General features: G+C 60.7%; 21 protein-coding genes. 11 read left to right on the plus strand and 10 right to left on the minus strand.

Annotated elements, in window-relative coordinates:
* Positions 1-345: 345 nt before the first annotated feature.
* The 3 genes from alr to ACOYW2_RS20035 all read right to left on the minus strand — a co-directional run bounded on the left by alr (position 346) and on the right by ACOYW2_RS20035 (position 4597).
* Positions 346-1506, minus strand: a complete 1161-nt coding sequence (gene alr / locus ACOYW2_RS20025; protein WP_482767718.1) for an alanine racemase — start codon at positions 1504-1506, stop codon at positions 346-348.
* 65 nt (positions 1507-1571) lie between these two features.
* Positions 1572-2273, minus strand: coding sequence for an anaerobic ribonucleoside-triphosphate reductase activating protein (locus ACOYW2_RS20030; protein WP_482417767.1), 702 nt, complete (start codon positions 2271-2273; stop codon positions 1572-1574).
* A 242-nt stretch (positions 2274-2515) separates the two neighbouring features.
* Positions 2516-4597 (minus strand): ribonucleoside triphosphate reductase, encoded by a 2082-nt coding sequence (locus ACOYW2_RS20035; protein WP_482767719.1) that lies wholly within the window; start codon positions 4595-4597, stop codon positions 2516-2518.
* Between the two features lie 1004 nt (positions 4598-5601).
* Between ACOYW2_RS20035 and ACOYW2_RS20040 the strand changes: the two genes are divergently transcribed.
* Entirely contained in the window at positions 5602-5883 is a 282-nt protein-coding gene (locus ACOYW2_RS20040; RefSeq protein WP_180139492.1) for a hypothetical protein, read from the plus strand.
* A 124-nt stretch (positions 5884-6007) separates the two neighbouring features.
* Here the strand turns inward: ACOYW2_RS20040 and ACOYW2_RS20045 are convergent, their stop codons facing one another.
* The 3 genes from ACOYW2_RS20045 to ACOYW2_RS20055 form a co-directional block, all read right to left on the minus strand.
* A complete protein-coding gene (locus ACOYW2_RS20045; protein ID WP_482417769.1) occupies positions 6008-6583 on the minus strand; it encodes an NUDIX hydrolase in 576 nt (191 codons plus the stop codon).
* Positions 6584-6922 (minus strand): thioredoxin family protein, encoded by a 339-nt coding sequence (locus ACOYW2_RS20050; RefSeq protein ID WP_482419715.1) that lies wholly within the window; start codon positions 6920-6922, stop codon positions 6584-6586. It lies immediately after the preceding gene.
* Positions 6923-7149: 227 nt separating this feature from the next.
* Entirely contained in the window at positions 7150-7851 is a 702-nt protein-coding gene (locus ACOYW2_RS20055) for a cytochrome c biogenesis CcdA family protein (RefSeq protein ID WP_482417771.1), read from the minus strand.
* 480 nt (positions 7852-8331) lie between these two features.
* Between ACOYW2_RS20055 and ACOYW2_RS20060 the strand changes: the two genes are divergently transcribed.
* The 7 genes from ACOYW2_RS20060 to ACOYW2_RS20090 all read left to right on the plus strand — a co-directional run bounded on the left by ACOYW2_RS20060 (position 8332) and on the right by ACOYW2_RS20090 (position 17732).
* Complete coding sequence (locus ACOYW2_RS20060; RefSeq protein ID WP_482767720.1) at positions 8332-11358, plus strand: hybrid sensor histidine kinase/response regulator; 3027 nt, start codon at positions 8332-8334, stop codon at positions 11356-11358.
* A gap of 164 nt (positions 11359-11522) precedes the next feature.
* Positions 11523-11846 carry a chemotaxis protein CheW gene (locus ACOYW2_RS20065; RefSeq protein ID WP_482419719.1) on the plus strand — a complete coding sequence of 108 codons (324 nt, stop codon included), beginning with the start codon at positions 11523-11525 and terminating at the stop codon, positions 11844-11846.
* A 266-nt stretch (positions 11847-12112) separates the two neighbouring features.
* Positions 12113-13231, plus strand: coding sequence for a protein-glutamate methylesterase/protein-glutamine glutaminase (locus ACOYW2_RS20070; RefSeq protein ID WP_180139477.1), 1119 nt, complete (start codon positions 12113-12115; stop codon positions 13229-13231).
* A 124-nt stretch (positions 13232-13355) separates the two neighbouring features.
* Positions 13356-14114 (plus strand): CheR family methyltransferase, encoded by a 759-nt coding sequence (locus tag ACOYW2_RS20075; RefSeq protein ID WP_482419721.1) that lies wholly within the window; start codon positions 13356-13358, stop codon positions 14112-14114.
* A 124-nt stretch (positions 14115-14238) separates the two neighbouring features.
* Entirely contained in the window at positions 14239-15768 is a 1530-nt protein-coding gene (locus ACOYW2_RS20080; RefSeq protein ID WP_482417775.1) for a response regulator, read from the plus strand.
* Positions 15769-15792: 24 nt separating this feature from the next.
* A complete protein-coding gene (locus ACOYW2_RS20085; protein WP_482767721.1) occupies positions 15793-16434 on the plus strand; it encodes a transglycosylase domain-containing protein in 642 nt (213 codons plus the stop codon).
* Positions 16371-17732, plus strand: coding sequence for a penicillin-binding transpeptidase domain-containing protein (locus ACOYW2_RS20090; RefSeq protein WP_482771062.1), 1362 nt, complete (start codon positions 16371-16373; stop codon positions 17730-17732). The genes ACOYW2_RS20085 and ACOYW2_RS20090 overlap by 64 nt, the downstream gene beginning before the upstream one ends.
* 519 nt (positions 17733-18251) lie before the next feature.
* On the opposite strand, the gene ACOYW2_RS20095 is transcribed toward ACOYW2_RS20090, so the two are convergent.
* The 4 genes from ACOYW2_RS20095 to ACOYW2_RS20110 all read right to left on the minus strand — a co-directional run bounded on the left by ACOYW2_RS20095 (position 18252) and on the right by ACOYW2_RS20110 (position 21077).
* Complete coding sequence (locus ACOYW2_RS20095; RefSeq protein ID WP_482419724.1) at positions 18252-18932, minus strand: GntR family transcriptional regulator; 681 nt, start codon at positions 18930-18932, stop codon at positions 18252-18254.
* Positions 18933-19169: 237 nt separating this feature from the next.
* A complete protein-coding gene (cuyA, locus tag ACOYW2_RS20100; protein WP_180139461.1) occupies positions 19170-20168 on the minus strand; it encodes a D-cysteate sulfo-lyase in 999 nt (332 codons plus the stop codon).
* A 106-nt stretch (positions 20169-20274) separates the two neighbouring features.
* Positions 20275-20652, minus strand: a complete 378-nt coding sequence (locus ACOYW2_RS20105; protein WP_092208575.1) for a RidA family protein — start codon at positions 20650-20652, stop codon at positions 20275-20277.
* A gap of 284 nt (positions 20653-20936) precedes the next feature.
* A complete protein-coding gene (locus ACOYW2_RS20110) occupies positions 20937-21077 on the minus strand; it encodes a hypothetical protein (RefSeq protein WP_482767722.1) in 141 nt (46 codons plus the stop codon).
* Positions 21078-21089: 12 nt separating this feature from the next.
* Here ACOYW2_RS20110 and ACOYW2_RS20115 point away from each other — a divergent pair, with 12 nt between their 5' ends.
* From ACOYW2_RS20115 to ACOYW2_RS20125, 3 genes are all read left to right on the plus strand, one after another.
* On the plus strand, positions 21090-21950 hold the full coding sequence (locus ACOYW2_RS20115) for a pyruvate formate lyase family protein (RefSeq protein ID WP_482767723.1): 861 nt from the start codon (positions 21090-21092) through the stop codon (positions 21948-21950).
* 453 nt (positions 21951-22403) lie between these two features.
* Complete coding sequence (locus tag ACOYW2_RS20120; RefSeq protein ID WP_482767725.1) at positions 22404-24152, plus strand: ABC transporter ATP-binding protein; 1749 nt, start codon at positions 22404-22406, stop codon at positions 24150-24152.
* Positions 24145-26103: an ABC transporter ATP-binding protein gene (locus ACOYW2_RS20125; protein WP_482767726.1), complete on the plus strand. Its 1959-nt coding sequence runs from the start codon at positions 24145-24147 to the stop codon at positions 26101-26103. The genes ACOYW2_RS20120 and ACOYW2_RS20125 overlap by 8 nt, the downstream gene beginning before the upstream one ends.
* Positions 26104-26175: the final 72 nt, after the last annotated feature.

A 26175-nucleotide genomic window follows, 5' to 3' on the forward strand; every position in this document is an offset into this window, starting at 1 on the left:
CATATCCTTCCTTAACATGTTGACAACGAAGCAAAAAGCCCGCAGCACACAATCACTCCATACGAGCTCAGGGCCGATCTTGAAAAACCATATTATCGGGCTTATCCCGGGGATTCTCCCGGGCGTGTTGCGATGCCATTAGCAATAATAGCTATCCAAAGTAACATGCAATCATAAAAAACCAAGGGATATCGGTCAAGGCAGATCACGTGCGGCAAGTAGAATAGAAGGGATGAAGCAAAAGAAGCTGATTTAAGAAAATCGCAAAAAGAAAAGTAACATTCCGGAATTTTGTCTGTTTCTACGCCACCGAGGCCGGGGAGCGCCGGCTCCCCGCCCCGGGATTTATGGACGGTAGACCCGGGGAACCCGGGAGGCAACCATGCAGGTCACTTCATAGTTGATGGTGCCGACGACCTCGGCGATCTCATCGGCGGAGACCAATGCGCCGCCCTGGCTGCCCATGATCACCACCTCGTCCCCCACGGCCACGCCGTGGACGTCGGTGACATCCACCATGGTCATGTCCATGCAGACCCGCCCCAGAACAGGGACGCGATGGCCCCGCACCAGCATGTGCCCGCGATTTGACATGAGCCTGGGGTACCCGTCTCCGTACCCGCAGGGTACCGTGGCCACCACGGTCTCCTTCTCCGCCTGCCAGGTCCCGCCGTAGCTGATGAACGCGCCTTTTTTCACGCGCTTGACCTGGACGACGCTCCCCTTCACCTGCATGGCGGGCCGGACGCCCAGAGTATCCACCCGCACCTTGGCAGAGGGGTTCAGTCCGTACAGGGAGATCCCCCCCCGCACCATGTCAAACCGAGCCTCGGGCAGGGTGAAGATGCCCGCCGTGTTGGCGGCATGGCGAAGCTCAAAGGTGACCCCCAGGGCCTCAAGGCATCCCAGAACCGAGGTGAAACGGGCCAGCTGATTCCGGGCTTCCACCAGATTGGCTTCATCGGCGGTTGCAAAATGGGTAAAAATGCCCTCGGCACGGATCCCCGGAAGGGCCACAGCCCGGGCAATGGCTTCTGCGCATGCCTCTGGAGATTCCCGGCCCGGATCCTGAACCGCGTCAAACCCCACGCGGCCCATGCCGGTGTCCACCTTGATATGGCCCAGAACCTCACCGCCCAGCTCCCCTGCCACCCGGCTCAGCATGCGGGCATACCCGTCGTCCACCACAGCCTGACGCAGGCCGTAGCGTATCAAAAGGGGCACCCCCGACTCCGGGGTGACTCCCAGGATAAGGATGGGGGCTTCGATACCCGCCTCACGCAGGATCACGGCCTCGGAGACCCGGGCCACCCCCAGCCAGGACGCGCCGTTTGCAAGGGCGGTTCGGGCCACCTCTTCGGCACCGTGGCCATAGGCATTGGCCTTGACCACGGCCATGAGACGGGCTTTTCCCGCATGGGCTTTCAATATCTGTGCATTGGCGGCGATGCGGGAAAGATCGATCTCCGCAAAGATGGGTTCAGGGACGTTAGCGGTTGCTGTCAAGGGCACCTCCACAGGCGCAGATCCGGCAAGGGAACCGTAGCAGGCATGCATCGGTCCCGCCGTCGTCACGACGCCATCCTGAGCACACAGCGCCTGACCTTCTCCTCGGCAACGCATTTGAACCGCTTCAGGAGTTCGGGTGAGATCCCTTCGTAAACGTCGAAAAAGTCTGGATTCAGGGTGTGCTTGGGGTTAAACTCCTGCAGGGCGTAAAGCTCTGCGCCTTCTATCATGCCGGTGATGGTGTCCAGGACCGCCTCGTCGATGAACGGCGAGGTGCAGGTGGTGCGAAATTCGTGGGGCAGGCCCGAGTGCAGGATGGCCGACACGCTCTCCTTGAGCTCCGCCTCCATGGGGCGGCGTGAGAGCAGCGGCATGTAAGCGGCGGGATCGGCCTTGATGTCCATGGCCACATAGTCCAGCAGCCCCTCGTCCATCAGGGACTTGAGCATGGCCGGACGGCTTCCGTTGGTGTCCAGCTTGACCAGGAACCCCATCTCCTTGACCTTTCGGATGAACTCAGGCAGGTCGCTGTGGAGGCAGGGCTCTCCCCCGCTCACCACCACAGCGTCCAGTCGCCCCACACGCGTCTGCAAAAAACCCAGGACCTCATCCACCTCGTAGGGCGTTTCAGGCCCGCCATCATTCACCAGGCCGGCGTTGTGGCAGTAAGGGCAGGTCAGGTTGCATCCGTAGGTAAAGACCACCGCCCCGATCTTTCCGGGGTAATCGATCAGCGAGCATTTATTCAAACCACCGATAATCATCGTTCAGGACTCTCCTTCCATCACCAGATGGCGGCCGTCTATGGGGTCCGCGCATCTGCCGCTCCAAAATAGTCGGGGCCGATCTTTCCTGCAAGGAGAAATCGGCCCCGACACACAGGTCAAGGGTTCGGCAACGAGGCCGTTCCTTATGTCGACTCCCCTTTCGGACACGGGGAATACATAAAAAAACGCATAAGCCACGGCACGGGACGCAGCCCCTGCCATGGCCAGGGAATGGCCCTTTAGGCCACCTTAAAGGTTTCACGCATGCAGAATTCGCTCTGCTTGCCGTTGTTCCACTGGGATACGGGCCGAAGGTACCCCACCACGCGGGAGTAAATCTCCGTGGCGCTACCGCACTTCTCGCAAGTCTTCACCTCCCCTGCGATGTAGCCGTGGGAGGGACAGACGCTGAAGGCTGGGGTCAGGGTGAAGAGGACGGTAGTTGCCGAGGTCTCTTCCAGGGACTTGACCGCCTCCACATCGGAGACCTCTTCCCCGAGGAACATGTGAAGCACAGTGCCGCCGGTGTACTTGGTCTGGAGCTCGTCCTGGAGGTCCAGCACCTCAAAGAGGTCGTCGCTGTAGTTCACCGGCAGGTGGGTGGAGTTGGTGTAGAAGGGGTCGTCCCCGTTCCTGAAGGCCTCTTCGTTGGCGCAGGCTGCATCCGGGTAGATCTTCTTGTCCTTCATGGCCAGGCGGTACCCGGTGCCTTCCCCGGGGGTGGCCTCCAGGTTGAAGATGTCCCCGGTCTCGTCCTGGAGCTGCTCCAGGCGACCGCGGATATGGTCCAGAATCCTCAGGGCCATCTCTTTGCCCTCGGTCTCGGCGATGCCCTGGCCCATGAAGTTCACCAGGGCTTCCTGCATGCCGATGATGCCGATGGTGGAGAAATGGTTCTTCCAGTAGATCCCGAAGCGCTCCTTGATGTGGCGCAGGTAGAACTTGGAATAGGGGTAGAGGTTCTTTTCGGTGAACTCTTCCAGGATCTTGCGCTTGATCACCAGGCTCTCCTTGGCCAGGTCGATGAGCTCGTCAAGGCGTGCCATGAAGGCCTCTTCGGTCTCCACCTCTTTGCCGATGCGGGGCAGGTTGAGGGTGACCACCCCGATGGAGCCGGTGAGGGGGTTGGCGCCGAAGAGCCCGCCGCCGCGCTTGAGGAGCTCGCGGTTGTCCAGGCGCAGTCGGCAGCACATGGACCGGGCGTCGTCGGGGCTCATGTCGGAGTTGACGAAGTTGGAGAAGTAGGGAATGCCGTAGCGACCCGTCATCTTCCAGATCATGTCGAGGTTGGGGTTGTCCCAGTCGAAATCCTCGGTGATGTTGTAGGTGGGGATGGGGAACGTAAAGACGCGGCCCTTGGCGTCCCCTTCCATCATCACCTCGGCAAAGGCGCGGTTCAGGGTATCCATCTCCTCCTGGAACTCGCCGTAGGTCTCGTCAAGGTCCTCCCCGCCGATGATGATGGGGGTGTCCTTGAGGTTCTTGGGCACCACAAGGTCCATGGTGATGTTGGTAAAGGGAGTCTGGAAACCGACACGCGTGGGGATGTTGATGTTGAACACAAACTCCTGGAGCGCCTGCTTCACCTTGCCGTAGGAGAGCTTGTCCTTACGGATAAAGGGGGCCAGAAGGGTGTCGAAGTTGCTGATGGCCTGGGCCCCGGCCGCCTCGCCCTGGAGGGTGTAAAAGAAGTTCACGATCTGGCCCAGGGCAGTGCGCAGGTGCTTGGGCGGGGTGCTCTCCACCTTGCCGGCCACGCCTTTGAACCCTACGCGCAGGAGGTCCTGAAGGTCCCAGCCCACGCAGTATACGGAGAGCAGGCTCAGGTCATGGATGTGCAGGTGCCCCTGGTTGTGGGCCTCGCGAATGCCTTCGGGGTAAATCTTGTTGAGCCAGTACTCGGCGGTGATGTCCGAAGAGATGTAGTTGTTCAGGCCCTGGAGAGAGTAGCTCATGTTGCTGTTCTCTTTGATCTTCCAGTCGAGCTTCTTGATGTAGTTGTCCATCAGCTCGGTGTTGGCCTTGATGGTGATGTTCCGAATCTGGGCACGCTGCTCACGGTAGAGGATGTACGCCTTGGCGGTCTTGTAAAACGGGGAATCCAGGAGCACGCGCTCCACAATGTCCTGGACCTCCTCCACGTCGGGAACCGCCCCCAGACGCAGGGTCCGGGCCATGGAGAGAAATTTCATGGTCAGCATCTTGCCTTCCCGCTCCCCGAACTCCCCTGTGGCTTTCCCCGCTTTTGCGATGGCCGCCGTAATCTTGGAAGAGTCAAATTCCACCACGCTACCGTTTCGTTTTTTGATTCGTTCGAACAAATGCCTACCCCTTCTTCATCTTTAACGTTCACAGGTTTACACAGACCGCACGGCGGAGAGCCCTCTTGCACCTTATGCCTAAAGGCCGCATCTCTCACTCGTACCGGTCAGGTCAGGGTTCCGGTTGCATAGCCGCGCTCCGACGGTTCGGAACGGTCCGGGGAACTGCAATGCACGCACGCATCCCCATGGACAGCCGCAGACTATGTAACCACCATCTCCTCTTGTATGTTGTAAAGACTGCTTACATCGAATTGTTGTGTGGAATGATGCCGACCGACAGCCCTCAAGGCAGGGATCAACTACGCCCTAATGTGAGACCGGCAACGACGTGACATGACGCCGGACGCGCCTGAGCAGAATCCTTCCTGCCGTGAGACACCGACGCCGTCATGGATTATCTTATCGGATGTTCCTCGTTCAGTGAGTTGGGGACCGGGCAATGCCCACGGAGGGCTACCCGGAATCAGCTCCGGATGGGTGCCTTGCCATGGTTGCCTCTGTTGCCCCATGTCGTCATGAAATGTTCTGATTGTTCGGGCTTCCGAGAACTCGGTTTTCAGCCTGCCGCGCCCCAGGAGAGGGCGGCATGGTAAAATCGGGTGTCAGGTGGTGACCCGGGGATGTCGCCGGTCAGGTATTGGCCCCAGCGACAGCTCAAGTTTACACAATATATAGTCAGTGTCAACCCTATTCTCCCACATGTTGTATATTCCCCCTCCGGACCACCACCAGCCATATCTTGAAAAAAATCAAGCCAGTATACACATGACCACGCATGTAAACACCCGTTGCACCCCTATTTTTTTATGTCCGCCCAGACCTGAAATCAGCACGGGATACGCCGCTCCGCAAGCCATCGAGGCCCACGGCAAAAAAAGCCGTCCCTCACCGGGCCAAAGGCGTGCTATGCTTTCCCGCATTGCCGGTGCCCGACGCCATGGTGGCCCCGGATAAAAAACGCCCCATCCAGGGCCCTAAGCCGCCCTTTCAAGGAGATTGCCATGTTCGACGACAAACGAGCCGACAAACGGCTGGTAGAAAAGACGCCCCCAGACATCAGGCGGGCCATCGGCGGGCTGTACCGGTCCCGGACGGCCACGCGGCTGCTGCTCATCATCGCCATTGTGTCGGCCATTTTCGGTGGGGTAGGCCTGGATGTCTGCCTGTCGGAACCCATGTGGGAAGCCCATATCTGGGTCCCGGCCCTGCTCATTGTCCTGGCGGTCTGGATCTTCGTCTCCATCCTCCTGCACGCCATCCGCATCAAGCTCTTCACAAAATAGGGGCCCGTGGCGCCATCCTTGCGGCACAAAAAAACTGCCCTGCGGGTGCGCGGGCAGCCGCAGGGCAGTTTGTATGGTTGTATCAGGGCGGACTTGAGCGAAAGGCCCCTCCGTTCCTGCAGGCCTACACGAGCAGCAGCTCCGTGAAGTAGTGAAAAATGCGGGCGGTGGCGCCCCACACGGCCATGTTTTCCACCGGGTACTGCAGCTCATCCCACCCCGGCACGCGACCGGAATAGGCCTTTTCATGATGGGCCTTCACCACCTCTCCCAACGGAATCATGACAATACGGGCGATCTCCGAGGGGTCGAAGACCACCTCCTCCTCTTCCCCGTGCCAGATCCCGAAAAAGGCCTCGATCTCGGTGTTCTTGATGGTCTGGAAATGGCCCAGAGAGCCCACATAATCCACCTGATCGGGCAGGATCCCCGTCTCTTCCCTCAGCTCACGGTACGCCGTGGAGAGGGGCGAGGCGTCCACCGGGTCCTGGTGTCCGCCGGGAAAGGCCACCTGGTTGGCCCAGGGGTACCCCTTGTTGTCGGCCTTCAAGATGGCCAGGATCGTGGGGTCGGTCTCAGGGGTCCGCATGAGCATAAACACGGAGGCCTTTTTCAGGTGGTCTCCGATGGAATCGGGGTGTGTCGTGGTACGAATCATCTCCCGCGCGTAATTCACATCAAAGGGGGCCGTGGTGTCCATTTAGCGTTTATACCCCTCGTTGGCCATGAACCGGAGCCGTTCCAGAAAGGTATCGGCATCCAGGTATCCATTCATGAAGCTGATCTGGGCCCCGTTCTCATCGAGGAACAGGCTGTAGGGCAACCCCCTCACCCGGTACTTGCGGGCCAGCTCCTTCTCCCGGTCCGCATCCACCTGCACCGGAACGAAGTTTTCGTTCAAGTAGGCGATCACTTTTTCGGACTGAAAGGTGGTTTCGGCCATGAGGGTGCAGTACTTGCACCAGGCCGCATGGAAATTGACATATATTTTCCTGCCGCTGGAAGCGGACATGCTCACCCCTTCCGCAATTACTTCCACTGGATGCCGCCGGGGGTGGTATCCAGGGCAAGGGCGCTCGTGTCGGTCATCAGCAGGCAGGCCAGGGCCGCCACAAACGATATCAATGCGTTGCGCATGGGTATCCTCCGGATGGGTTCTCCCACCGTGACCGGCCACCCGGGCATCGATGGATTCGGTTTATCGCCTTTGCCCGTAGCCGGGTCCCCGGACAGGGCAAAAGCGCTCCTTTTACAACAGCATAACGGTCAGGGGATTGCAAGGGCATTGATATACCCGCCCAGGAGCAGAATCCCTACGGCCACAAGCAGGACGCCGGCCACTTTGTTCACATAGGGCAGCACCTTGCGCGCCTTTTTCATAAAATTCAACATGGCGTGGATAAAAACGGAAATCAGGATAAAGGGCAGGGCCAGGCCCGCCGAATAGACCGTGAGAAGTCCCATGCCCCGGGCCACCGTCTCCTGGTTCCCGGCAAGGACAAGGATGGATCCCAGCATGGGGCCGATGCAGGGACTCCACCCTGCGCCGAAGGCCATGCCCACCACAAACACCCCGAAAAGGTGCAGGGGCTTGTGCTGTACCCTCAGGCGCTTGTCCACCTGCAGGCTGGGAACGCGGAGCAGCCCCAGAAAGTGAAGCCCGAAAAGGATCACGAGGATCCCTCCGCCCATGCGGAGCCACTCCTTGCTGTCGTAGAGCAGGCCGCCCAGGGAGGAGACCGCCGCCCCCAAGAGCACAAACACAAGGGAAAACCCCGACACATAGGCCAGGGTGGCTAAAATCACCTGCTTTCTCACCCCCGCCCCTCCGGCATGGAGTTCCTCCAGAGAAAAGCCAGTTATAAAGGTAAAGTAAGCGGGAACCAGCGGCAGCACGCACGGGGAAAAAAACGAAAGCAGGCCCGCAGCAAAGGCTGCGCCCCACGAAACCGTCAGAAAACCAGTCATATAGTTCAAACTCCAATGGGACAAAGGGGGGTGGATACAAGGCCAGTTCTCTCAGAAAAATCTGTGTACCCGGTCAATGAACGGGCAAATTATATGGAAGTTACCGAGGAAAGGCAAACAAAAGATCCGGTCCGTATTTCCTTACCAAACAGCAATTTACCCCGACCGCCCCGTATATTTCCCGCATATTCCCGCCCCTGTTCACCCATCTTACCGAAGTCATTTGAAATCACCGCTGCTGCAAAAAAAAGGGTAAGTAATCTTCCCTTCCTGCCGATAAGTACGATTAAGCGAATGAATAACACGTCCAACGGACAAGGCATCCAAATGCACCTGACCGGCTGAGCTGGAGGTATATGCAATGATTTTTGAAGACGACGACACCCTAAGAATGTACGTGGAAGAGTCCGGCAGGACCTTCCCACAGTTGAAAGCGACCTCCTGGCCATTGAGGAGGCGGGACTTGAAAACGGCGAAGAGTTGATCAACAACGTATTCCGTGCAGCCCACTCCATTAAAGGAGGCGCTGGGTTCATGGGCCTCACCACGGTCAAGGAGCTCTCCCACAACCTGGAGAACGCCCTGAACATGATGCGCAACGGTGAGCTGGACCCGGCCCCTGCGGTCATCAGCACCCTGCTCACCGCCTTCGACAAACTGACGGACCTGGTCAACAACATCGAGACGAGCAACGAGGCGGACATCACCACCTTTGTCGATGCCCTCGTCGCCATCGACAGCCTGCCCGAGGCTCCCGCTGAGCCCCAGGCACAGGCCCCTGCCCCCTTCGTGACCGAAGACGACGAAGACCCCCTGGCCGCCTTTGAGGTGGACAGAGAGGAGCTGGACAAATTTCTCCGGCAGGGCAAATACGTCTACCGACTCACCTACGACCTGAACCGGGATATCGCCGATCAGGGCAAGGTGGTCAACGAGGTCCTGAACACCCTGGGCAACAGCGGCATGATCCTGGGCTCCACCGACCCCACGGTTCCCGCCGACGCCAAGGGAGACCGCCCCTTCCTCGTCCTCTTCGCCTCCATCATCGAACCGGACATCGCGCCCCTGCTGGCCGAGCTTGACGAATCCGCCGTGGAGGACATCACCCCGCTCCTGGGCGGGGGCGAAGCCGCCATGGACCAGATCATCGAGGACGCCGAGTCCGCAGCGACTCCGGCAGCCCCCAGCGCCCCCGAACCGGCCGAGCCGTCGCAACCGGTGGCCGCACCCGCGCCCCAGCCAGTTCCCCAGGCCGTTGCCACCCCCGCCAGGGTGGACGAGCACGAAGCCAAGCCCATGGAGATGGAGCCCCGAAGCAAGGGCCAGACCTCCATCCGGGTCAACCTGGAACTTCTCGACACCCTCATGACCCTGGCAGGGGAGCTGGTCCTCAGCCGCAACCAGCTCATGCAGGGCATCACCGGAAGCAACACACGGGCCGTGGAGACATCCGGGCAACGCATCGACATGATCACCTCCGAACTCCAGGAGGCCATCATGCGCACCCGCATGCAGCCCATCTCCAACGTCTTCAACAAATTCACCCGCGTGGTCAGGGACCTTGCCGGCACCTTGAACAAAAAGGTGGACCTCTTCATCGAGGGCAAGGACGTGGAGCTCGACAAGACCATCATCGAGTCCATCAACGACCCCCTCACCCACCTGGTGAGAAACTCCGTTGACCACGGCATCGAATCCCCGGAAGACCGTGCCCGCCTGGGTAAAAATCCCACGGGACGCATCTTCCTCAAGGCCTTCCACGAAGCAGGCCAGGTCAACATCGAGATCAGTGACGACGGCGGCGGCATCGACGGAGACGCCATTGCCGCGGCAGCCATTCGCAAGGGCCTGCTCAGCGAATCCGACGTGGCCGTCATGGGCACCAAAGAGAAGGTGGGCCTCATCTTCCTCCCGGGTTTTTCCACCGCACGCCAGGTAACGGACGTCTCCGGCCGCGGCGTGGGCATGGACGTGGTCAAGACCAACCTGGACAAGCTCGGCGGGATCATCGACATCCACTCCAAGCCCGGGAAAGGGACCACCATCCTCATCAAGCTGCCCCTGACCCTGGCCATCATCCCCAGCCAGATCGTCTCCGTGGAGAACGAACGCTACGCCATCCCCCAGGTGAACCTGGACGAGCTCCTGCGTATCCCCGCGGCCCAGGTGAAGGACCGCATCGAAAAGGTTGGCAACGCCGACGTGGTGAGACTCCGCGGGGCCCTGCTGCCCTTGCTGCGCCTCACCGACCTGCTGGACATCGCCCCCACCTTTGTCCACCCGGAAGACGGCAAGGTCTACCCGGACAAACGCCGCAACCTGGCCGACCGCCGCCAGAACGAGGACGACCTCCCCGAAGAGATTCGCGACATGCGAAGCGGCGAGGACCGGCGCTACCGAAGCGACAGCGCCATCAACATCGCCGTGGTCTCCGCCGGCAACTTCAAGTACGGCCTGGTGGTGGACGAGCTGCGGGACTCAGAAGAGATCGTGGTCAAACCCCTGGGCCGCCACCTGAGCAAATGCGACGGCTACGCCGGAGCCACCATCATGGGCGACGGCCGTGTGGCCCTCATCCTGGACGTGGCCTCCCTGGCCAAGATGGGTTCCCTCAACGAGACCTCTTCCAAGACCATCAGCGCCGCCGAAGAGGCTTCGGCCAACGAACGCAACAACGCGGGCAGCGACCGTACGGCCCTGCTCACCTTCAAAGGGGGCGAGGCCGAACACTTCGCAGCCCCCCTCAACCTGGTGGAACGCATTGAGCGCATAAAATCCGAAGAGATCGAAGAGGTGGGCGGACGCCGGGTGATCCAGTATCGCGGCGGCACCCTGCCCCTGAACGAGGTCTCCGAAGTGGCCAACGTGGCCCCTGTGCCGGAGAGCGATCAGTACGAAGTGGTGGTCTTCCGCGTGGGAGGCCGGGAGACGGGCCTTCTCGTCACGCCCCCGGTGGACGCCGTGGAAGTGGACCTCAACGTGGACGCCTCCACCCTCAAGCAGGAGGGGATCATGGGCTCCCTCATCGTGGGGGACCACACCACCCTCATGGTGGACATCTTCGAGCTGGTGCGCACGGTCAACCCCACCTGGTTTGAGGAGAACCGCCCCACCGGCCCGGACACCACGGCCACAGGCGGCGAAATCCGCGTCCTCTTTGCCGAAGACTCGGCCTTCTTCCGCAATCAGGTCTCCGACTTCCTCAACGACGAAGGGTTCATCGTCACCACCGCCGAAGACGGGGCCGAGGCCTGGGACTACCTCAACAAAGGGGTGGACGACTTCACCGTCATCCTGACCGACCTGGAGATGCCCAACATGGACGGCTTTGAGCTCACCAAAAAGATCAAAGCCTCGGAAACCTTCGGGCACCTGCCCGTGGTGGCCCTCACCTCCCTTGCCAGCGAGCGGGACATCCAGAAAGGCAAGGAGGCCGGCATCGACAGCTACCAGATCAAGCTGGACCGGGAAAAGCTCATCGATGTGGTTCGGGAATACTCCCTGTAGCCGTGCAACCCCATCAGCGTTAGGAGAGACACCATGAATGAACAGGCTAAAAAAAACGGAAACTCGTCCATGCTGGAACTGGCCACCTTCTCCGTAGGGGAGGCCCAGTGCGGCATCGACATCCTCAAGATACAACTATAAACAAGCAGACCGAGGTCACCGGTGTGCCCCAGTCCCCCGATTACGTGGTGGGGGTCCTCAACCTGCGCGGGCGCATCGTCACGGTCATCGACCTCGGCCTCAAGACGGGGCTCTCCCCCATCACCCGGGACAAGGACAACCGCAACATCATTGTGGACTCCATGGGTGAGCACATCGGGCTGCTGGTGGACCGCATCAGCGACGTCATGAGCGCCGACCCCAGCCACGTGGAACCTCCCCCCGCCAACCTGGGCGGTATCGAAGGAAGCTACTTCGAAGGGGTGGTCAAGACCGAAGCAGGCCTCATCGGTGTCCTGGACATCGAACGGGTCCTCACCGAAGGGTAAGCACAGCCCCCGAGCGCCGGATGTAATAAAGCTAACCCCGATTCCCATTCGGTGATAGGTCACCATCGCCGGAGTCGTGTGAACCCTTCGGCAGAAAAGCGGACAAGGGACCTCCTGCGGGAGGTCCCCGTGCCTCCGCACTGCGGTCGTCGCAGCCCGGACCCCATTTGGGTGTGCATCCCGGCATGAGCCAGCCTGCCGGTACCCCGTGAATCCGTTGGTGCCCGAGCCCTTAACCCCTTCTTTTGTTTCCTGGAGGAATCGCCATGGATCCCATCAGAGTACTGGTGGTTGACGATACCATTCTCTATCGTAAAGTTGTCGGAGACGTCATTGCGTCCATCCCGGGTGCCGAAGTATGCGGCACCGCGGCCAACGGGCGATTTGCCCTGACCAAGATCAAGACCTTCAAGCCCGACCTCATCACCCTGGACATCGAGATGCCGGAGATGAACGGCCTGGAGCTCCTGCAAGAGCTGAAAAAAACGGGCATGAAGCTGCCCCGCATCATCATGCTCTCCACCCTCACCACCACCGGCGGGGACATGACCATCCGCGCCCTGGAGCTGGGGGCCTTTGACTTCATCACCAAGCCCCAGTCCGGAACCGCCGCGGAAAACGTCGAAAAAATCCGCACCCAGCTCACACCGGCGGTCACCGCGCTCATCCAGGAGAAGAAATTCCGATCGCGCCTGGACAACGCCCGGGCCACCCTGGCCCGCACCGCCGTCCCGCGGGAGGCACGGCCCAAACCGGCCGCCACCCCGGCCACCCCGCCCCCAAGGCGCATCACCCGCACGGTGAGCCGCCCCTCCGAGGTGGTGGCCATCGGCATCTCCACCGGCGGTCCCAACGCCCTTGCTGCCATGCTGCCCAAGCTTCCGGCCGATATCGGTGTGCCCATCCTCATTGTGCAGCACATGCCCCCGGTCTTTACCAAGTCCCTTGCGGGCAGCCTCAACACCAAATGCGCCATTGAGGTCAAGGAGGCCGAAGACGGTGACCTCCTGAAACCGGGGCTTGCCCTCATCGCCCCGGGAGGCAAACAGATGCGCGTGGAGGCCCACCGGGACGGGACCCATCGCATGGTCCGCATCACCAACGATCCCCCGGAAAACAGCTGCCGCCCCTCGGCCGACTACCTGTTCCGCTCCGTGGCAGACCACTACGTGGGACGGGCCACCGGCATCATCATGACCGGCATGGGCCAGGACGGGTTCAAGGGATTGCAGAGGATGCACGAAAACGGCGCCGTCATCCTGGCCCAGGATGAGGCCAGCTGCACGGTGTACGGGATGCCCAAGGCACCCACAGAGGCCGGGATCACGGACAAGGTGGTCCCCCTCCCGGACATGGCCCGCGCCTTGATGGGCACGCTCAAATAATGCCTTTCACCCATTTGACCGAGCTCCGGCGCCGGAGGCGACACCACGGCGCACAGGGTAGGTGTTTCCACCGCCCCGTAAGGGCTCTGAAACGGCAACCACATCGCAACAACAAGCAGGTCCGATGAACAGACTGAAGGTCACCGAAAGCGAATTTCAAGCGCTCTCAAAATACATTTATGGGATCTCGGGGATTACCCTGGCCGCAGGCAAGGAGTACCTCATCGAAACCCGGCTGGGCCAGCTTGCCGCGGAATACAGCTGCCGCTCCTACCAGGAGCTGCTCACCCGTTCCCGCACCGAAGCGTCCCGGACCCTCGAAAAAAAGATCATCGATGCCATCTCCACCAACGAGACCTATTTTTTCAGGGACAACGCCCCCTTCAACCTGCTTCAGCACCGCCTGATTCCGGACCTCATTGACCGCAAAAGCAAAAAAGGGGGCCGGGTCACCATCCGCATCTGGAGCAGCGCCAGCTCCACGGGCCAGGAGATCTACAGCACGGCCATGGTCCTCAGGGAACTGGGCCTGCCCAAACCGGGCATCGACCTGCAGCTTCTGGCCACGGACATCTCCGATGCGGCCATCGCCAGGGCCAGCTACGGTCTCTACAGCCAGTTTGAGGTCACCCGCGGCCTCTCACCGGCCCGCCTCGGCAAATACTTTACCCCCAAGGGGGACGGCTACCGTATCAACGACGACATCCGCAGCATGGTCTCCTTTCGCAAGCAGAACCTGCTCGGCCCCCTGACCGGACTCGGCAAATTCGACATCATCCTCTGCCGCAACGTGGCCATCTACTTCACCCGTGAAGACCGGCTGCGGCTCTTCGACAACCTCTCGCGCCAGCTCGAGCCCGACGGCTGCCTCCTACTGTATTGAACCCGATCCCTTGCCCAGGAGGAGTCGCCCTTTGTCCCCATGCGTTACCTGAACTCCACGTTTTATCAATTGCCGGACGCCTCCCCTTCGGCGGCGCCCCGCATGACCCCATCGAGGGCCGTCCATGGATAAACAAGAACGCCAGTACATCGAAGAGCTGAATCACTGCATCGACTTTAACGACGCAGTCAAGGGCTGCGCGCTGATGCCCTTTTTCACCACCATCTCCGAAACCATGAAGCACACCACCCTCAAAAAGCTCTTCCTGAGCTGCGAGTCGCCGGGGCTGCCCATCGTCAAGTTCCTCACCAACGACTTGAGGAAAAAGGGCAACCGCATGGAGGTGGAGTGGATCATCGGCCAGTTCCTGGCCGGCAACACCTTCGGCCCCATGGACGAGAACCGCCTCTCCTTCTGGGCCGACGCCATGGTGGAGCTGGACCTGCCCCAGGCCCTGCCCCGCCTTTTGGACCTGGTGGCCACCAGCCGCTCACCCCTGGTCCTCACCGCCGCCCTGCGAGCGAGCCTCGGCCTGTCCGGAGAGGACGGCCCCATGCTCATCAAGCGCCTCTGCGAAGAGAACCGGGAACAGGGGCAGCGCATCGCCGAGACCCTTCCCCTCACGGGCAAGCCCGGTTTTTTTGCCGTGGCCGCCCTGCTGGGCTCCACAGAACACACCCTGCGCAACCTGGCCATCGACATCTTTGCCGCCGCAGGCAGCGAAGGGGTCTGCGCCCTGTCCGCCCAGCTCAAAAGCGACAACACCGACCTGGTGATCCACGCGGTCAACGCCCTGGGCCGCTGCGGTGCCCCCGAGGCCCTGCCGCCCCTGCTGGGCCTGCTGGCTTCCCTGCCCCGGGACCCCAACATCCGCTACGCTGTCTACGAGGCAGCCGGACGCCTCCCCTCCCCCAGATGGGCCCTCCACCTGGCCCGCGGGCTGGCCGACGACTCCGAGGCCGTGCGCATGTCCGCGGCACGCGCCGTGGACCGCAACATCTCCACCCCCCTGATCAAGGGCATCACCAACATCGTCTCCTTCGGGGACGACATCGCCGCCAAGGTGGTGGGGGCCCTCATCGACTCCCAGTCGGACAACACCCTGCGCTTTCTCCTGACCATCGACGGGTTCGAAGGGCTCACCGAGACCCACCTCATCCGCCACGCCCACCCGGACGTGCGGGCCCACTGCGTGGCCTTTTTATCCAAAAAACGATTCAAGGCCCTTGCCGACCGGGTGAAAAAAGCCACGGCAGATACCGGCGTAAGCCGCCCCCTCATCGCCTGCGTGGACGACTCCAAGATGATGCTCATGCTCTACATGAAAAAACTCAACGGCCTGGGCTATGAAGTCGCCACCTTCGAGAACCCGGAGACCGCCGCCCGGGAGATCCCGGCCCTGGCTCCCCGCCTGGTGGTCACGGACCTCAACATGCCCGAGATGGACGGGTTCACCCTGGCCTCCCAGCTGCGCAGGCATGCCGACAGCTCGCGCCTGCCCATTCTCATGGTCACCACCCAGAGCGACGCGGCACCCCCTGCCGGGGACGGGGCCAGCCCCGTGGACGCCATCCTCATGAAGCCCTTTACAGACGAAGGCCTCGCCGAGATGGTCAGCCGCCTCATCGCCGTCAAGGAAGCCGTTGATTTTTAATGTGCCCCAACGTAGTATGACCCCATGAATCGACGCTTTGCATTGACCGTCATCGCCGTTGTTGTCATCGGCACCGCGGCCGGCCTCATGGCCGGCCTTTTTTTCGGGACCACCAGGGACCTGCCCCAGATCGAGGCCTTAAAGTCCTTCAAGCCCTCGTCGGTGAGCCGTGTCTACTCCAGGGAAGGGGCCCTCCTGGCCGAATTCTACGCGGAAAAACGGGACCCGGTGCCCCTTGCCATTGTCCCCACCCACCTGCAAAACGCCATCATCAACACCGAAGACAGAAACTTCTACGACCACAACGGGGTGGACTTAAAAGGCATCGCCCGGGCCATCGTCAAGGACATCATCGCCCGGAACTTCGTGGAAGGGGCCAGCACCATCACCCAACAGCTGGCCAAGACCCTTTTCCTCACCCGGGAAAAAAGCATCGACAGAAAGCTCAAGGAGGCGATGCTCGCCTTTCAGCTGGAACGCCGCTACACCAAAAAAGAGATCCTGGAGCTCTACCTCAACCAGATCTACTTCGGCAGTGGGGCGCTGGCGGAAAGCTGTCCGCCGCCAACATCTACTTCGATAAAGGGGTCTCCGAACTCACCCTGGCTGAGTGCGCCCTGCTGGCAGGGCTTCCCAAGTCCCCGTCCCGATACTCGCCCCTGGTGAGCCCTAAAAAAGCCATCAAACGTCGCAACCTCGTGCTCAAACTCCTCCACGACCGCCACCGCATCACCACCCCGGCCTACAACGCAGCCCTGGCCGAACCCCTGGCACTGGCCGGCAAGCGCGGACGCGGAAGGGTCCTCGAAGCCCCTTACTTCATCGACTACCTCAAAGGCGAGCTGGCAGGCATCGTGGGGCTCGACCGCCTCTACCGGGACGGCCTCACCATCCGCACCACCCTGGACCTCTCCCTCCAGAGGGCAGGGGAAGCCTCCATGGCCAAAAACATGGCCCGCCTTGAGGCCCGCATGAAGAAACACCGCATCAAAAACCCGGCGCCCCAGTGTGCTTTTGTTGCCATGGACGTTCAATCTGGAGGCATCCTGGCCATGGCCGGGGGCCGGGAGTTCAAAAAAAGCCACTTCAACCGGGCCACCCAGGCCAAGCGCCAGCCCGGCTCCTCCTTTAAGGCCTTTATCTACGGCCTTGCCGTGGAAAAGGGCATCGACCAGAACCGCCTTATCCTGGATTCCCCGGTCTCCTTCTCCATGGGGCGAGGGAAAAAGCCGTGGCAGCCCAAGAACTTCTCCAAAACATACAGCGGTGAGATCACCCTGAGAAAGGCCCTGGCCCTCTCCAAAAACATCCCGGCCGTACGTTTGGCCGACTCCCTGGGCGTGGCCAATGTGGCCGCCTTTGCCCGCCGCCTGGGCATCACCTCGCCTTTGGCCAACAACCTTTCCCTGGCCCTGGGCACCTCGGAGACCACCCTCATGGATCTCACCCGGGCCTATGCGGTCTTTGCAAACCAGGGCATCAAATCCGAGCCCATGGCCATTACCCGCATCGAAAACCGGGACGGACGGGTCATCTGGGAGGGCCGCCCCAGCCATACCGTGGCCATTTCACGGGAAGACGCCGCCGTGGTCACGGACATGCTCGCCGCCGTGGTCACCGAAGGCACCGGCAAAGGCGCCCTGCGCGTGGGCAAACCCCTGGCCGGCAAAACCGGCACCACCGACAACTACCGGGACGCCCTCTTCCTGGGCTTCTCCCCCTACGTCGCCGCAGGGGTCTGGGTGGGCAACGACAATTACACCACCCTGGGCCGCGTCGAAACCGGTGCCCGGGCCGCCCTGCCCATCTGGACAGATCTCATGGAGACCGCCTGGAAAAACAGCCCCCCCGCCCGCTTCGACCGCCCCGACGGCGTCACCCTCCGCCACATGGACCCCAACACAGGCCGCATCGCCTCGGAGCCTGCCAAAGGCAACGTCCCCGCCCTGTTCAAAACCCATTAGAAACAAGCCTCTGCCTTGCCGGTGCGGAGCATAGCGGCATAATGGGTAAAACATACAGGGTGAAGCGACTTCAATCGTGGAGGCAGAGCCTCCCTGCGTCATTCCCAGGCGGAGCCTGGGAACGAAAGAGCCCCTGATGCAATGTATCGTTCCTTTCCCTTGTATTGAGCACTGACGACGCCCACCAGAGAATGCAAAGAAGCCTGAAAAACAAAGCCCCATGAGGACATAGATTGAATGGATATACCGATTTGTATCTGCCGGTTAACCGGAAGGGATGGTAGAGGAGTCCGTGTTTCGGACATGGGGGATGAAAGAATGGAGAAAAATGGGAAAAAGACACGGCGACTGTTTCTGCGTCACAGGCCCCTGACGTGATCCACAACCCACGCCCAGCCGCCACCTAATAGCCTATGACCTGTCTTACCTATAACCTGTCTTGCCTATGACCTGCCTTACCTATGAGCTGCCTTGCCTATGACCTGCCTTGCCTATGACCTGTTTTACCTATCACCTGCTTTACCTGCAAATCTTACACAACGGGTTGTCCTGCTCACATCCGTACATGGACATGCGCTCACCCGATTCAATGTAGTGCTCGCGAAGCGCCCTCTCAATAACCACCTTGTCCCGGGTTCTCAGCGCGTCCACAATGGATTTGTGGCGAAGCCAGACCGTACGGGGTGAGAAGAGATTACGCCAGTACCGGAAGAGGAGAAACTTGGAAAGGCCGTGGCAGTATCTCCGGGAGAGTTCCACCAGAAGGGTGTTGTCCGTCTTGGAGAAGAGGACTTCGTGAAACCGGTCGTCCAGGGCAGGCATGTAATCGGCGGCCGTCTCCATGGAGGCCACCACCTCCATACGGTCCACAATGGCCTGGAGGGTGTCGAAATCTTTTTCGGTAAACTCGTCGATGGAGGCGGCAACGGCAGCGCCTTCCAGAACCCCGCCCGTAAAGTAGCTCTCTTTGATCTGCTTTTTGGTCAGGCAGTTGATAAACTTGCCCTTCTGGGGAACAGAAACGATAAGCCCGTCGCGGGTCAGCATCTGAAGCGCCTCCCGCACCGGTGCCCGGCTGATGGAAAGGCTGGCGGCTACGTGCACCTCGTTGACCTTGTCACCGGGGTTCAGGGACCCTTCCAGAATCGATCGCTTGATGTACTCGGTTACCTGCTCACTGTACGTTTTGATTTCCGCCATGGTGCATCTATATTCCGTTACGGGCTCCGGGCTCCCTGGTCAGGAGAACGACCGGTGTTGGGTTATTGGTTCGTTTGCACTCATTTTATGCAACATATTCTCCGTGAGATCAACCGAAACTCACGCACCTGCACATTCCAGGGCACCTGGCCCTGCCGACCCGCACAAACAAAAAAACCGCAGCACCGGATAACCTTCACCGGTGCTGCGGAAATTTACGATCTCACTCGCCGAATGCTACCTGAAGGTGTCCAGGTAAGCGTAGAGGGCGGGGGATCCTCCGGTGTGGAGGAAGAGAACGTTGGAGCCTTTGGGGAAGGTTCCCTTGCGTACGTGGTCTACCAGGCCGGCAGCCACTTTACCGGTGTAGACGGGGTCGAGAAGGATCGCCTCTTCACCGGCGAACAGCTTCACGGCCTCAACCATGGCGTCGGTGGGCAGGGAGTAGCCGGGGCCGACGTAGTCGCCGTAGCAAACCACGTCTTCACGGGCAACGCCGCCTTTGACGTCGAGGAGCTCAGCGGTCTTCTGTGCCAGACCGAAAACGATCTCTTCCTGGGCTTCCTTGGTACGGGACACGTTGATGCCGATGACGGGGATGTTGGCGTTGATCCCGGTCATGCCCACAACCATACCGGCGTGGGTACCGGCGGAACCGGAGGGAACAACAACGTAGTCGATGTTCAGGTCCATGTCGTTGAGCTGGTTCATCAGCTCTTCGGCGCATGCAGCGTAACCCAGGGCACCGATGGGGTTAGAAGCACCGCCGGGAACGATGTAGGGCTTCTTGCCGGCAGCTTTCAGCTCTGCAGCAGTCTTCTCCATCTCAGCCATCATGTCGGAACCGCCTTCAACAACACGCTTGGACTTCACACCAAGGAGTTCGAAGAGGAAGTTGTTGCCGCTGCCGTCTTCTTTATAAGAGCCCTTGACGCGCTCTTCGAGAACGAGGTGGCACTCGAGGCCTTCTTTGGCAGCCCAGGAAGCGGTGAGGCGGCAGTGATTGGACTGGATGGCACCGCAGGTGATGATGGTGTCGGCACCCTTTTCGATGGCGTCGGCGATGCAGAAGTCCAGTTTACGGGTTTTGTTGCCGCCGGACGCACCGGGGAGCAGGTCGTCACGCTTGACGAAGAGGTTCACCTCGCCGCCGAGGGCTTTGCTGAGGTTTTTCATGGGCTCGACAGGAGTCTGGCCCTGGAGGTAACCGCGACGGGGAAATTTAGTGAAATTCATGGTCTTTATTTCCTTATTTGGGAGGGAATAAGCGTTTATCGGATCTATCTGCAAGGTCCGTTTAAATACGGGCGATCATGGAACCCATCACCGCCCGGATCTTCATTTACACAGCAAAAATCGCCTCGATTTCAATGGCGGCGCCCAAGGGCAGCGCGCCCACCTGAAAAGCGCTTCGGGCCGGATAAGGCTCTTTGAAATACTCTGCGTACACCTTGTTGGCTTCGGCAAAATCGGCGATGTCCGCAAGGAACACCGTCACCTTCACGGCTTTGTCGAGGGAGCTTCCACCTGCTTCGGCTACGGCCTTGAGGTTTTCAAGGGCGCGGGTGGCTTTCTCGGCGATGGTCCCTTCCACCATGGTGGAGGTGGCGGGATCGATGGGGAGGCAGCCTGAGGCAAAAACAAATCCGTTGGAAACAATCCCCTGGGAATAGGGGCCTACGGCTGCGGGTGCGTCGGGCGTCTGGATCGGCTGGGTCATAATGCGTGATATCCTTCATTATGTTGGGTTATCATGTCCATCATTGAAGGGGGAAAAGGGGACTCCCCTTTGCGCCCGTTCCAAATGTCGACATTTGACATGTATGAAGTTTTAAAGACCTCGGAAGCCTCCTGTCAAATACTTTTTTTGCCTTTTTACTAAAAAACCGTGCAAAGCCTTTCCCCGCGCATATTTCCAGGCGTTATAAAATTTTATGCCCCCTGGACGGCCCTTCCATCAGACGAGGGCCATGCACGCCGATATAGCACCATAATTTCAGATCATTAGAATACCACACCCATCATCCTCCCGACAAACAAAACCGATTTGCCCATCCTGCGGTAACCACCGGCACCCCGGAGCACTTCACCGATTTCGAGGCCTTCTTCAACGCCTGAAAAACCCAGCAGCGCTTTCTCATCCAACACGCCGTCGCCTTGAACAACACCTACGCCGCCCTCCACGCGGAGATGCGCCCCACGCCCCTCCTGAGCATTCTCATGGACGGATGCCTGGATACGGCAACAGACATCACCCAGGGGGGCGCCTTGTACAACAGCTCAGGCACCTCCAACATCGGCCTGGCCGATGTCACCGACTCCCTTCTGGCCGTCAAAAAACTCGTCTTCGACGACAAACGGCTCAGCCTTGCCGCCTTCAAAAAGGCCGTGGACACCCAGTTCACCCAAGCGCCCCACATCCGCGAGCTGGTCCGCAACCACGCCCCCCTGTTCGGGTCCGGAAGCAAGGAGGCCCTCTCCCTCTGCAACGAGATCACCCGCTTTTTGAGCACCACCTACCACAGCTTCACCAACCACCGCGGCGGCCCCTACACCTGCGGGTTCTGGTCCATGAGCCAGCACGTGGCCTACGGCGCCCTCTCCGGCACGCTGCCCTCGGGGCGCCTGGCCGGCAAGGCCTTCACCCCCGGTCTCACCCCGGAACCCCACGCCTCGGCCAACTACCTGGACTTCATCTCCGATGTGGCCCGGCTCAACCCCGCCCACATGGACAACAACATCGCCTTCAACGTCAAACTCGTCCCCAAACCAGGGGAAAACCGCCAGAAGATCGTGGATACCATGGCCGCATACGTCACCGCCTACCTCGGCATGGGAGGCATGCAGATGCAGTTCAACGTGGTGGACTCCCGCACCCTGAAAGACGCCATGGCCCACCCGGAACACTACCCCAACCTCATCGTCCGCATCTCCGGCTACAACGCCTACTTTGTCCGCCTCAACCACGCCCAGCAGATTGAACTCATCGAACGGGCGGAGTACGGAATGACGGAATAAAAAAAGCCTCCGGCGGCGAGGTGAGCCACCTCGAAAGCTCATTGCCCTTGCGCTTTGTCCCTCGTTCCTCGGGCCAAAGCGCAAGGGCCTTCGGCTCGGGCTTCGCCCGACACAAACGCTGATGCTGTGGGCGGGCTGGCTCACAAGCTTCGACGCAACAGAATACATTGCTGCCGCTTGCCTTTGTGGATTTAACCGATCAGCCTCCGGCGGGTCGTTTCTTTTAAAAAAAGCTCTGTAGCATGACTTCGGCGGAACCTGAAAAGACGTGGTTAAGACTTGTTTGTCAAACTTTTTAAAAGTTTGGCCCCCGGCAGGGCCGCCGGAGGCATGTTTCTTTTCGCCGTTGTCTGGTCGATACTCACGCCCCAACGCCCTTGACTTCCCGTCATTTAATCCCCATTTTGAACAGTGAATTACCTCACCTGCCACCCTTGTTTTTGTGGATATGCCATGACTGCCTTTGACCTGATCCGTCCTTACTTTCGCGAAAACCTGCGCCGCATCGCCACAGGGCTTCTCTTCCTGCTTGGCGTGGACGCCTTTCAGCTCTTTATTCCCCGCATCGTCAAGCACGCGGTGGACGCCCTGTCCGCGGGAACGGCCACGCCGCATCTCCTTGCCCGGGACGGCGGCATCATCGTTTGCTTTGCAGTGCTCATCGGCGTGTTCCGGTTTGGCTGGCGCCATTGCCTCATCGGCACCTCACGGCGGGTGGAGCGGGCCATCCGGAGCGATCTCTTTTCCCACCTGCTCACCCTGGACGCCCGCTACTTCGACACCACCCGCACCGGGGACCTCATGAGCCATGCCACCAGCGACATCAACAACATCCGCATGGCAACAGGCATGGGCATCGTCGCCGTCACCGACGCCGTGGTCCTGGGGGGCGCGGCCATCGGGTTCATGGCCTGGATCCACCCGGGGCTCACCCTCATGGCCCTGGTCCCCATGCCCTTTATCGTCCTGAGCGCCCGGGTGTTCGGCAGACGCATGCACGCGCGCCACAAGTCGGTGCAGGAGGGGCTTGCCGCCATCACCGAGCATGTGAGGGAGGCCGTGGACGGAATCCGGGTGGTCAAGGTGTTCGGCAGGGGAAAACAGGTAGACGACAGGCTGAAGGATCTCTCCAAAGATTACGTGGGGCGAAACCTGCGGCTGGTCAGGATCACGGGGAGCCTCATGCCCCTGATGATCTTTCTCTCGGGCATGGGCACGGCCATCGTGGTGGGGGCAGGCGGGCGGCTTGTCATCACCGGCGGCATCTCTCCGGGGGATTTCGTGGCCTTCATCAGCTACCTGGGCCTTCTCACCTGGCCCATGATGGCCCTGGGCTGGATGACCAACCTCGTCCAGCGGGGAAAAGCCTCCCTGGACCGCCTGGCCGTGATCTTCAGCGAACGGCCCAAGGTAGCCGAGCCCCGTCACCCCACCCCCCTTCCAAACCCCGCAGGCCGTCTGGATATGGAGAAAGTCTCCTTCTCTTTTAACGGTTCAAGGCAGGTGTTAAGGCACATCTCCCTGGCCGTGGAGAGCGGTAAGAGCTTAGGCATCGTCGGGCCGCCGGGAAGCGGCAAGACCGCCCTGCTCTCCCTTCTGGTCCGCCTCTACGACCCCACGGGCGGAACCATACGCATGGACGGCGTGCCCCTGCCCGACCTTCCCACGGCGGACGTGAGGCGCCTTGTCCGCTTCATGCCCCAGGAGCCCTGGCTCTTCTCCGGCACCATCGAAGAGAACATCTGCGGGCTGGGTGAAGGCGCGGACACCGGCAAGCTGAACCGGGCCGTTACGGCGGCATGCCTTGCCCAGACCATCGAAGGGTTTGAAGACGGGCTGAACACCATCGTGGGCGAAAAGGGGGTGATGCTCTCCGGCGGCCAGAAGCAGCGGGTGGCCCTGGCCCGAACCCTCTACGACCCATCCCCCGTTCTCATCCTGGACGATCCTGTCAGCCAGGTGGACACCCGCACCGCCCACCACATCATCGAGGCTGTGTTTGCCGATGCCCGCCGCACCCTGGTGGTGGCGTCTCACCGATTTGCCGCCATCGTGCCCTGCGACGAGATCCTCGTCATGGAGGAGGGGCACATCCGCGCCAGGGGCTCCCACGACCACCTGCTGGAAACGGACGAATACTACCGGGAAACCTGGCGACTCCAGAGCCTGGCCATGGAAATCGAGGAGGCAGACCATGCGTAGGGGCGGATACATCGAAGAGACAGATATCACCCAGTCCAAGGACTACCGGCTGGCAGGCCGCCTGCTCCCCTTTATCACCCCCCACCGGAAACTTTTGGCGGCGGCCCTGCTTCTGGTGATTGTTTTGACGGGCCTTGACCTCTCCATCCCCTGGATCACCAAAGAGGCCCTGGACCGCTACATCGTGCCCGACCCGGCCAGGCCCGAAACCCGGATGATTGCCGTGGATTCCTCCGACCCCGCGGTCAACCGGTTCCTTTTCGCCCATCCTGAGCTCCGGCCAAAAGATGACGGCCCCCTTGCCATCCCCAGGGCCGCCTTGGACAAGGCCGACCCAGAGACCCGCCTCAGGCTGCGGGCGGCCGACATCAACGGGGCAGTCAAGGCCGCCCTGCTCCTTCTGGGTGCCCTCTTTTTCAACTTCCTCTTCGGGTTCTGCCAGACCTTTGTCCTGGAGATCATGGGCCAGCGGATCATCCACGACCTGCGCCTCACCCTGTTCACCCACATCCGCAAGCTCCCGGTCTCCTGGTACCACCGAAACCCCACGGGCCGCGTGGTGACGCGCCTCACCGGGGACGTGGAAAACCTGCGGGAGATGTTCACCTCGGTCATTACCTTTGTTTTTAAAGATATTTTTCTGCTGGCTGGCATCCTGGCCATGTTGATCATTCTGGACTATCGCCTGGCCGCCGTCACCCTCATCGTCATCCCCGTGGCCGTGGCCGCCGCCATTGGTTTTGCCCGCCGATCCCGCTCCGCCTTCCGGGACCTGCGCGTACGCATCGCCGAGATCAACGCCCACCTGGCCGAGACCATCGGCGGCATGAGCGTCATCCGCCTCTTTGCCCGCGAAAAGGAGACCGACACCGCCTTCAGGCGACTCTCGGACCGGCACTATGACGCCGGCATGGCCCAGGTGCGCATCTTTGCTCTTTTTATGCCCGTCATCGAGGTGCTCAACGCAACGGCCCTGAGTCTCATCATCTTCTACGGGGGCTACCGGGTTTTAGGGGGCTTTGCCAGCCTGGGAGTCCTTGTGGCCTACATCAGCTACCTGCGCATGTTCTTTCGCCCCATCCGGGACATCGCCGAAAAATACAATATCCTCCAGAACGCCTTCTCGTCGGCCGAACGCCTCGTTCTCATCCTCGACACCCCCGTGGCAGACGATGAACAGCCCGGCGGAGACCCTGGTGCGCCCATCGACACCATCGCCTTTGACGACCTCAGCTTTGGGTACACCGATGGAGAGCCAGTCCTTTCCAACGTCAGTTTTGCCGCCAAAAAAGGGGAGACCATCGCCATCGTGGGGCCCACGGGCGCGGGCAAGACATCCATCGTCAGCCTCCTCGTCCGGTTCTGGGATCCCCAGGGCGGCACCATCCGGGTCAACGGCCATCCCCTGGCCGAGCTGGACCCCCAAAGGTGGCGCAGCCGCATCGCCATGGTCATGCAGGACCCCTTCCTCTTTGCCGGTACCATCCGGGAGAACATCCTCCCCGACCCGGACCGTCCACCCGCCCCCGAAGCCCTTGACGCCGCCCTGCGCCAGGCCGGGTGCGGCTTTGTCCTGGACCGGCTGGACCAGGGCCTCGACACCCTCCTCACCGAAGGGGGCCGCCCCCTGTCCAGCGGGGAACGGCAGCTCCTCTCCATCGCCCGGGCCTTTGTAAAAAACCCCGAACTCCTCATCCTGGACGAGGCCACCAGCTATGTGGACTCGGTGAGCGAATCGGAGATCCAGGCCGCCCTGTCCCGGCTCATGGAAAACCGCACAACCTTCCTCATCGCCCACCGCCTCTCCACGGCCCGACACGCCCACCGCATCCTGGTGGTCAAGAAGGGTCGCATCGCCGAATCGGGCAGCCACGACGAGCTGATGGACAAAAAAGGACTCTACTTTCGCATGCAGCAACTGGAAAACAGCACAGGCCATGTTCCTTCCTAAGGGTTGCGCAAACCAATTCAGTCAGGATAAGATGCAAGACAAACCGGGTTTCATTCCAGAGCCACCGTCATC

Source organism: Desulfoluna sp. CLI2B, from assembly GCF_056847375.1.

Bases quoted from the DNA above. Each gene is read 5' to 3' on its own strand.
- ACOYW2_RS20120 (WP_482767725.1), top strand. From the start codon at position 22,404: ATGACTGCCTTTGACCTGATCCGTCCTTACTTTCGCGAAAACCTGCGC.
- ACOYW2_RS20070 (WP_180139477.1), top strand. From the start codon at position 12,113: ATGGATCCCATCAGAGTACTGGTGGTTGACGATACCATTCTCTATCGT.
- ACOYW2_RS20080 (WP_482417775.1), top strand. From the start codon at position 14,239: ATGGATAAACAAGAACGCCAGTACATCGAAGAGCTGAATCACTGCATC.
- ACOYW2_RS20075 (WP_482419721.1), top strand. From the start codon at position 13,356: ATGAACAGACTGAAGGTCACCGAAAGCGAATTTCAAGCGCTCTCAAAA.
- ACOYW2_RS20125 (WP_482767726.1), top strand. From the start codon at position 24,145: ATGCGTAGGGGCGGATACATCGAAGAGACAGATATCACCCAGTCCAAG.
- ACOYW2_RS20040 (WP_180139492.1), top strand. From the start codon at position 5,602: ATGTTCGACGACAAACGAGCCGACAAACGGCTGGTAGAAAAGACGCCC.
- ACOYW2_RS20085 (WP_482767721.1), top strand. From the start codon at position 15,793: ATGAATCGACGCTTTGCATTGACCGTCATCGCCGTTGTTGTCATCGGC.
- cuyA (WP_180139461.1), bottom strand. From the start codon at position 20,168: ATGAATTTCACTAAATTTCCCCGTCGCGGTTACCTCCAGGGCCAGACT.
- ACOYW2_RS20030 (WP_482417767.1), bottom strand. From the start codon at position 2,273: ATGATTATCGGTGGTTTGAATAAATGCTCGCTGATCGATTACCCCGGA.
- ACOYW2_RS20045 (WP_482417769.1), bottom strand. From the start codon at position 6,583: ATGGACACCACGGCCCCCTTTGATGTGAATTACGCGCGGGAGATGATT.
- ACOYW2_RS20095 (WP_482419724.1), bottom strand. From the start codon at position 18,932: ATGGCGGAAATCAAAACGTACAGTGAGCAGGTAACCGAGTACATCAAG.
- ACOYW2_RS20105 (WP_092208575.1), bottom strand. From the start codon at position 20,652: ATGACCCAGCCGATCCAGACGCCCGACGCACCCGCAGCCGTAGGCCCC.
- ACOYW2_RS20055 (WP_482417771.1), bottom strand. From the start codon at position 7,851: ATGACTGGTTTTCTGACGGTTTCGTGGGGCGCAGCCTTTGCTGCGGGC.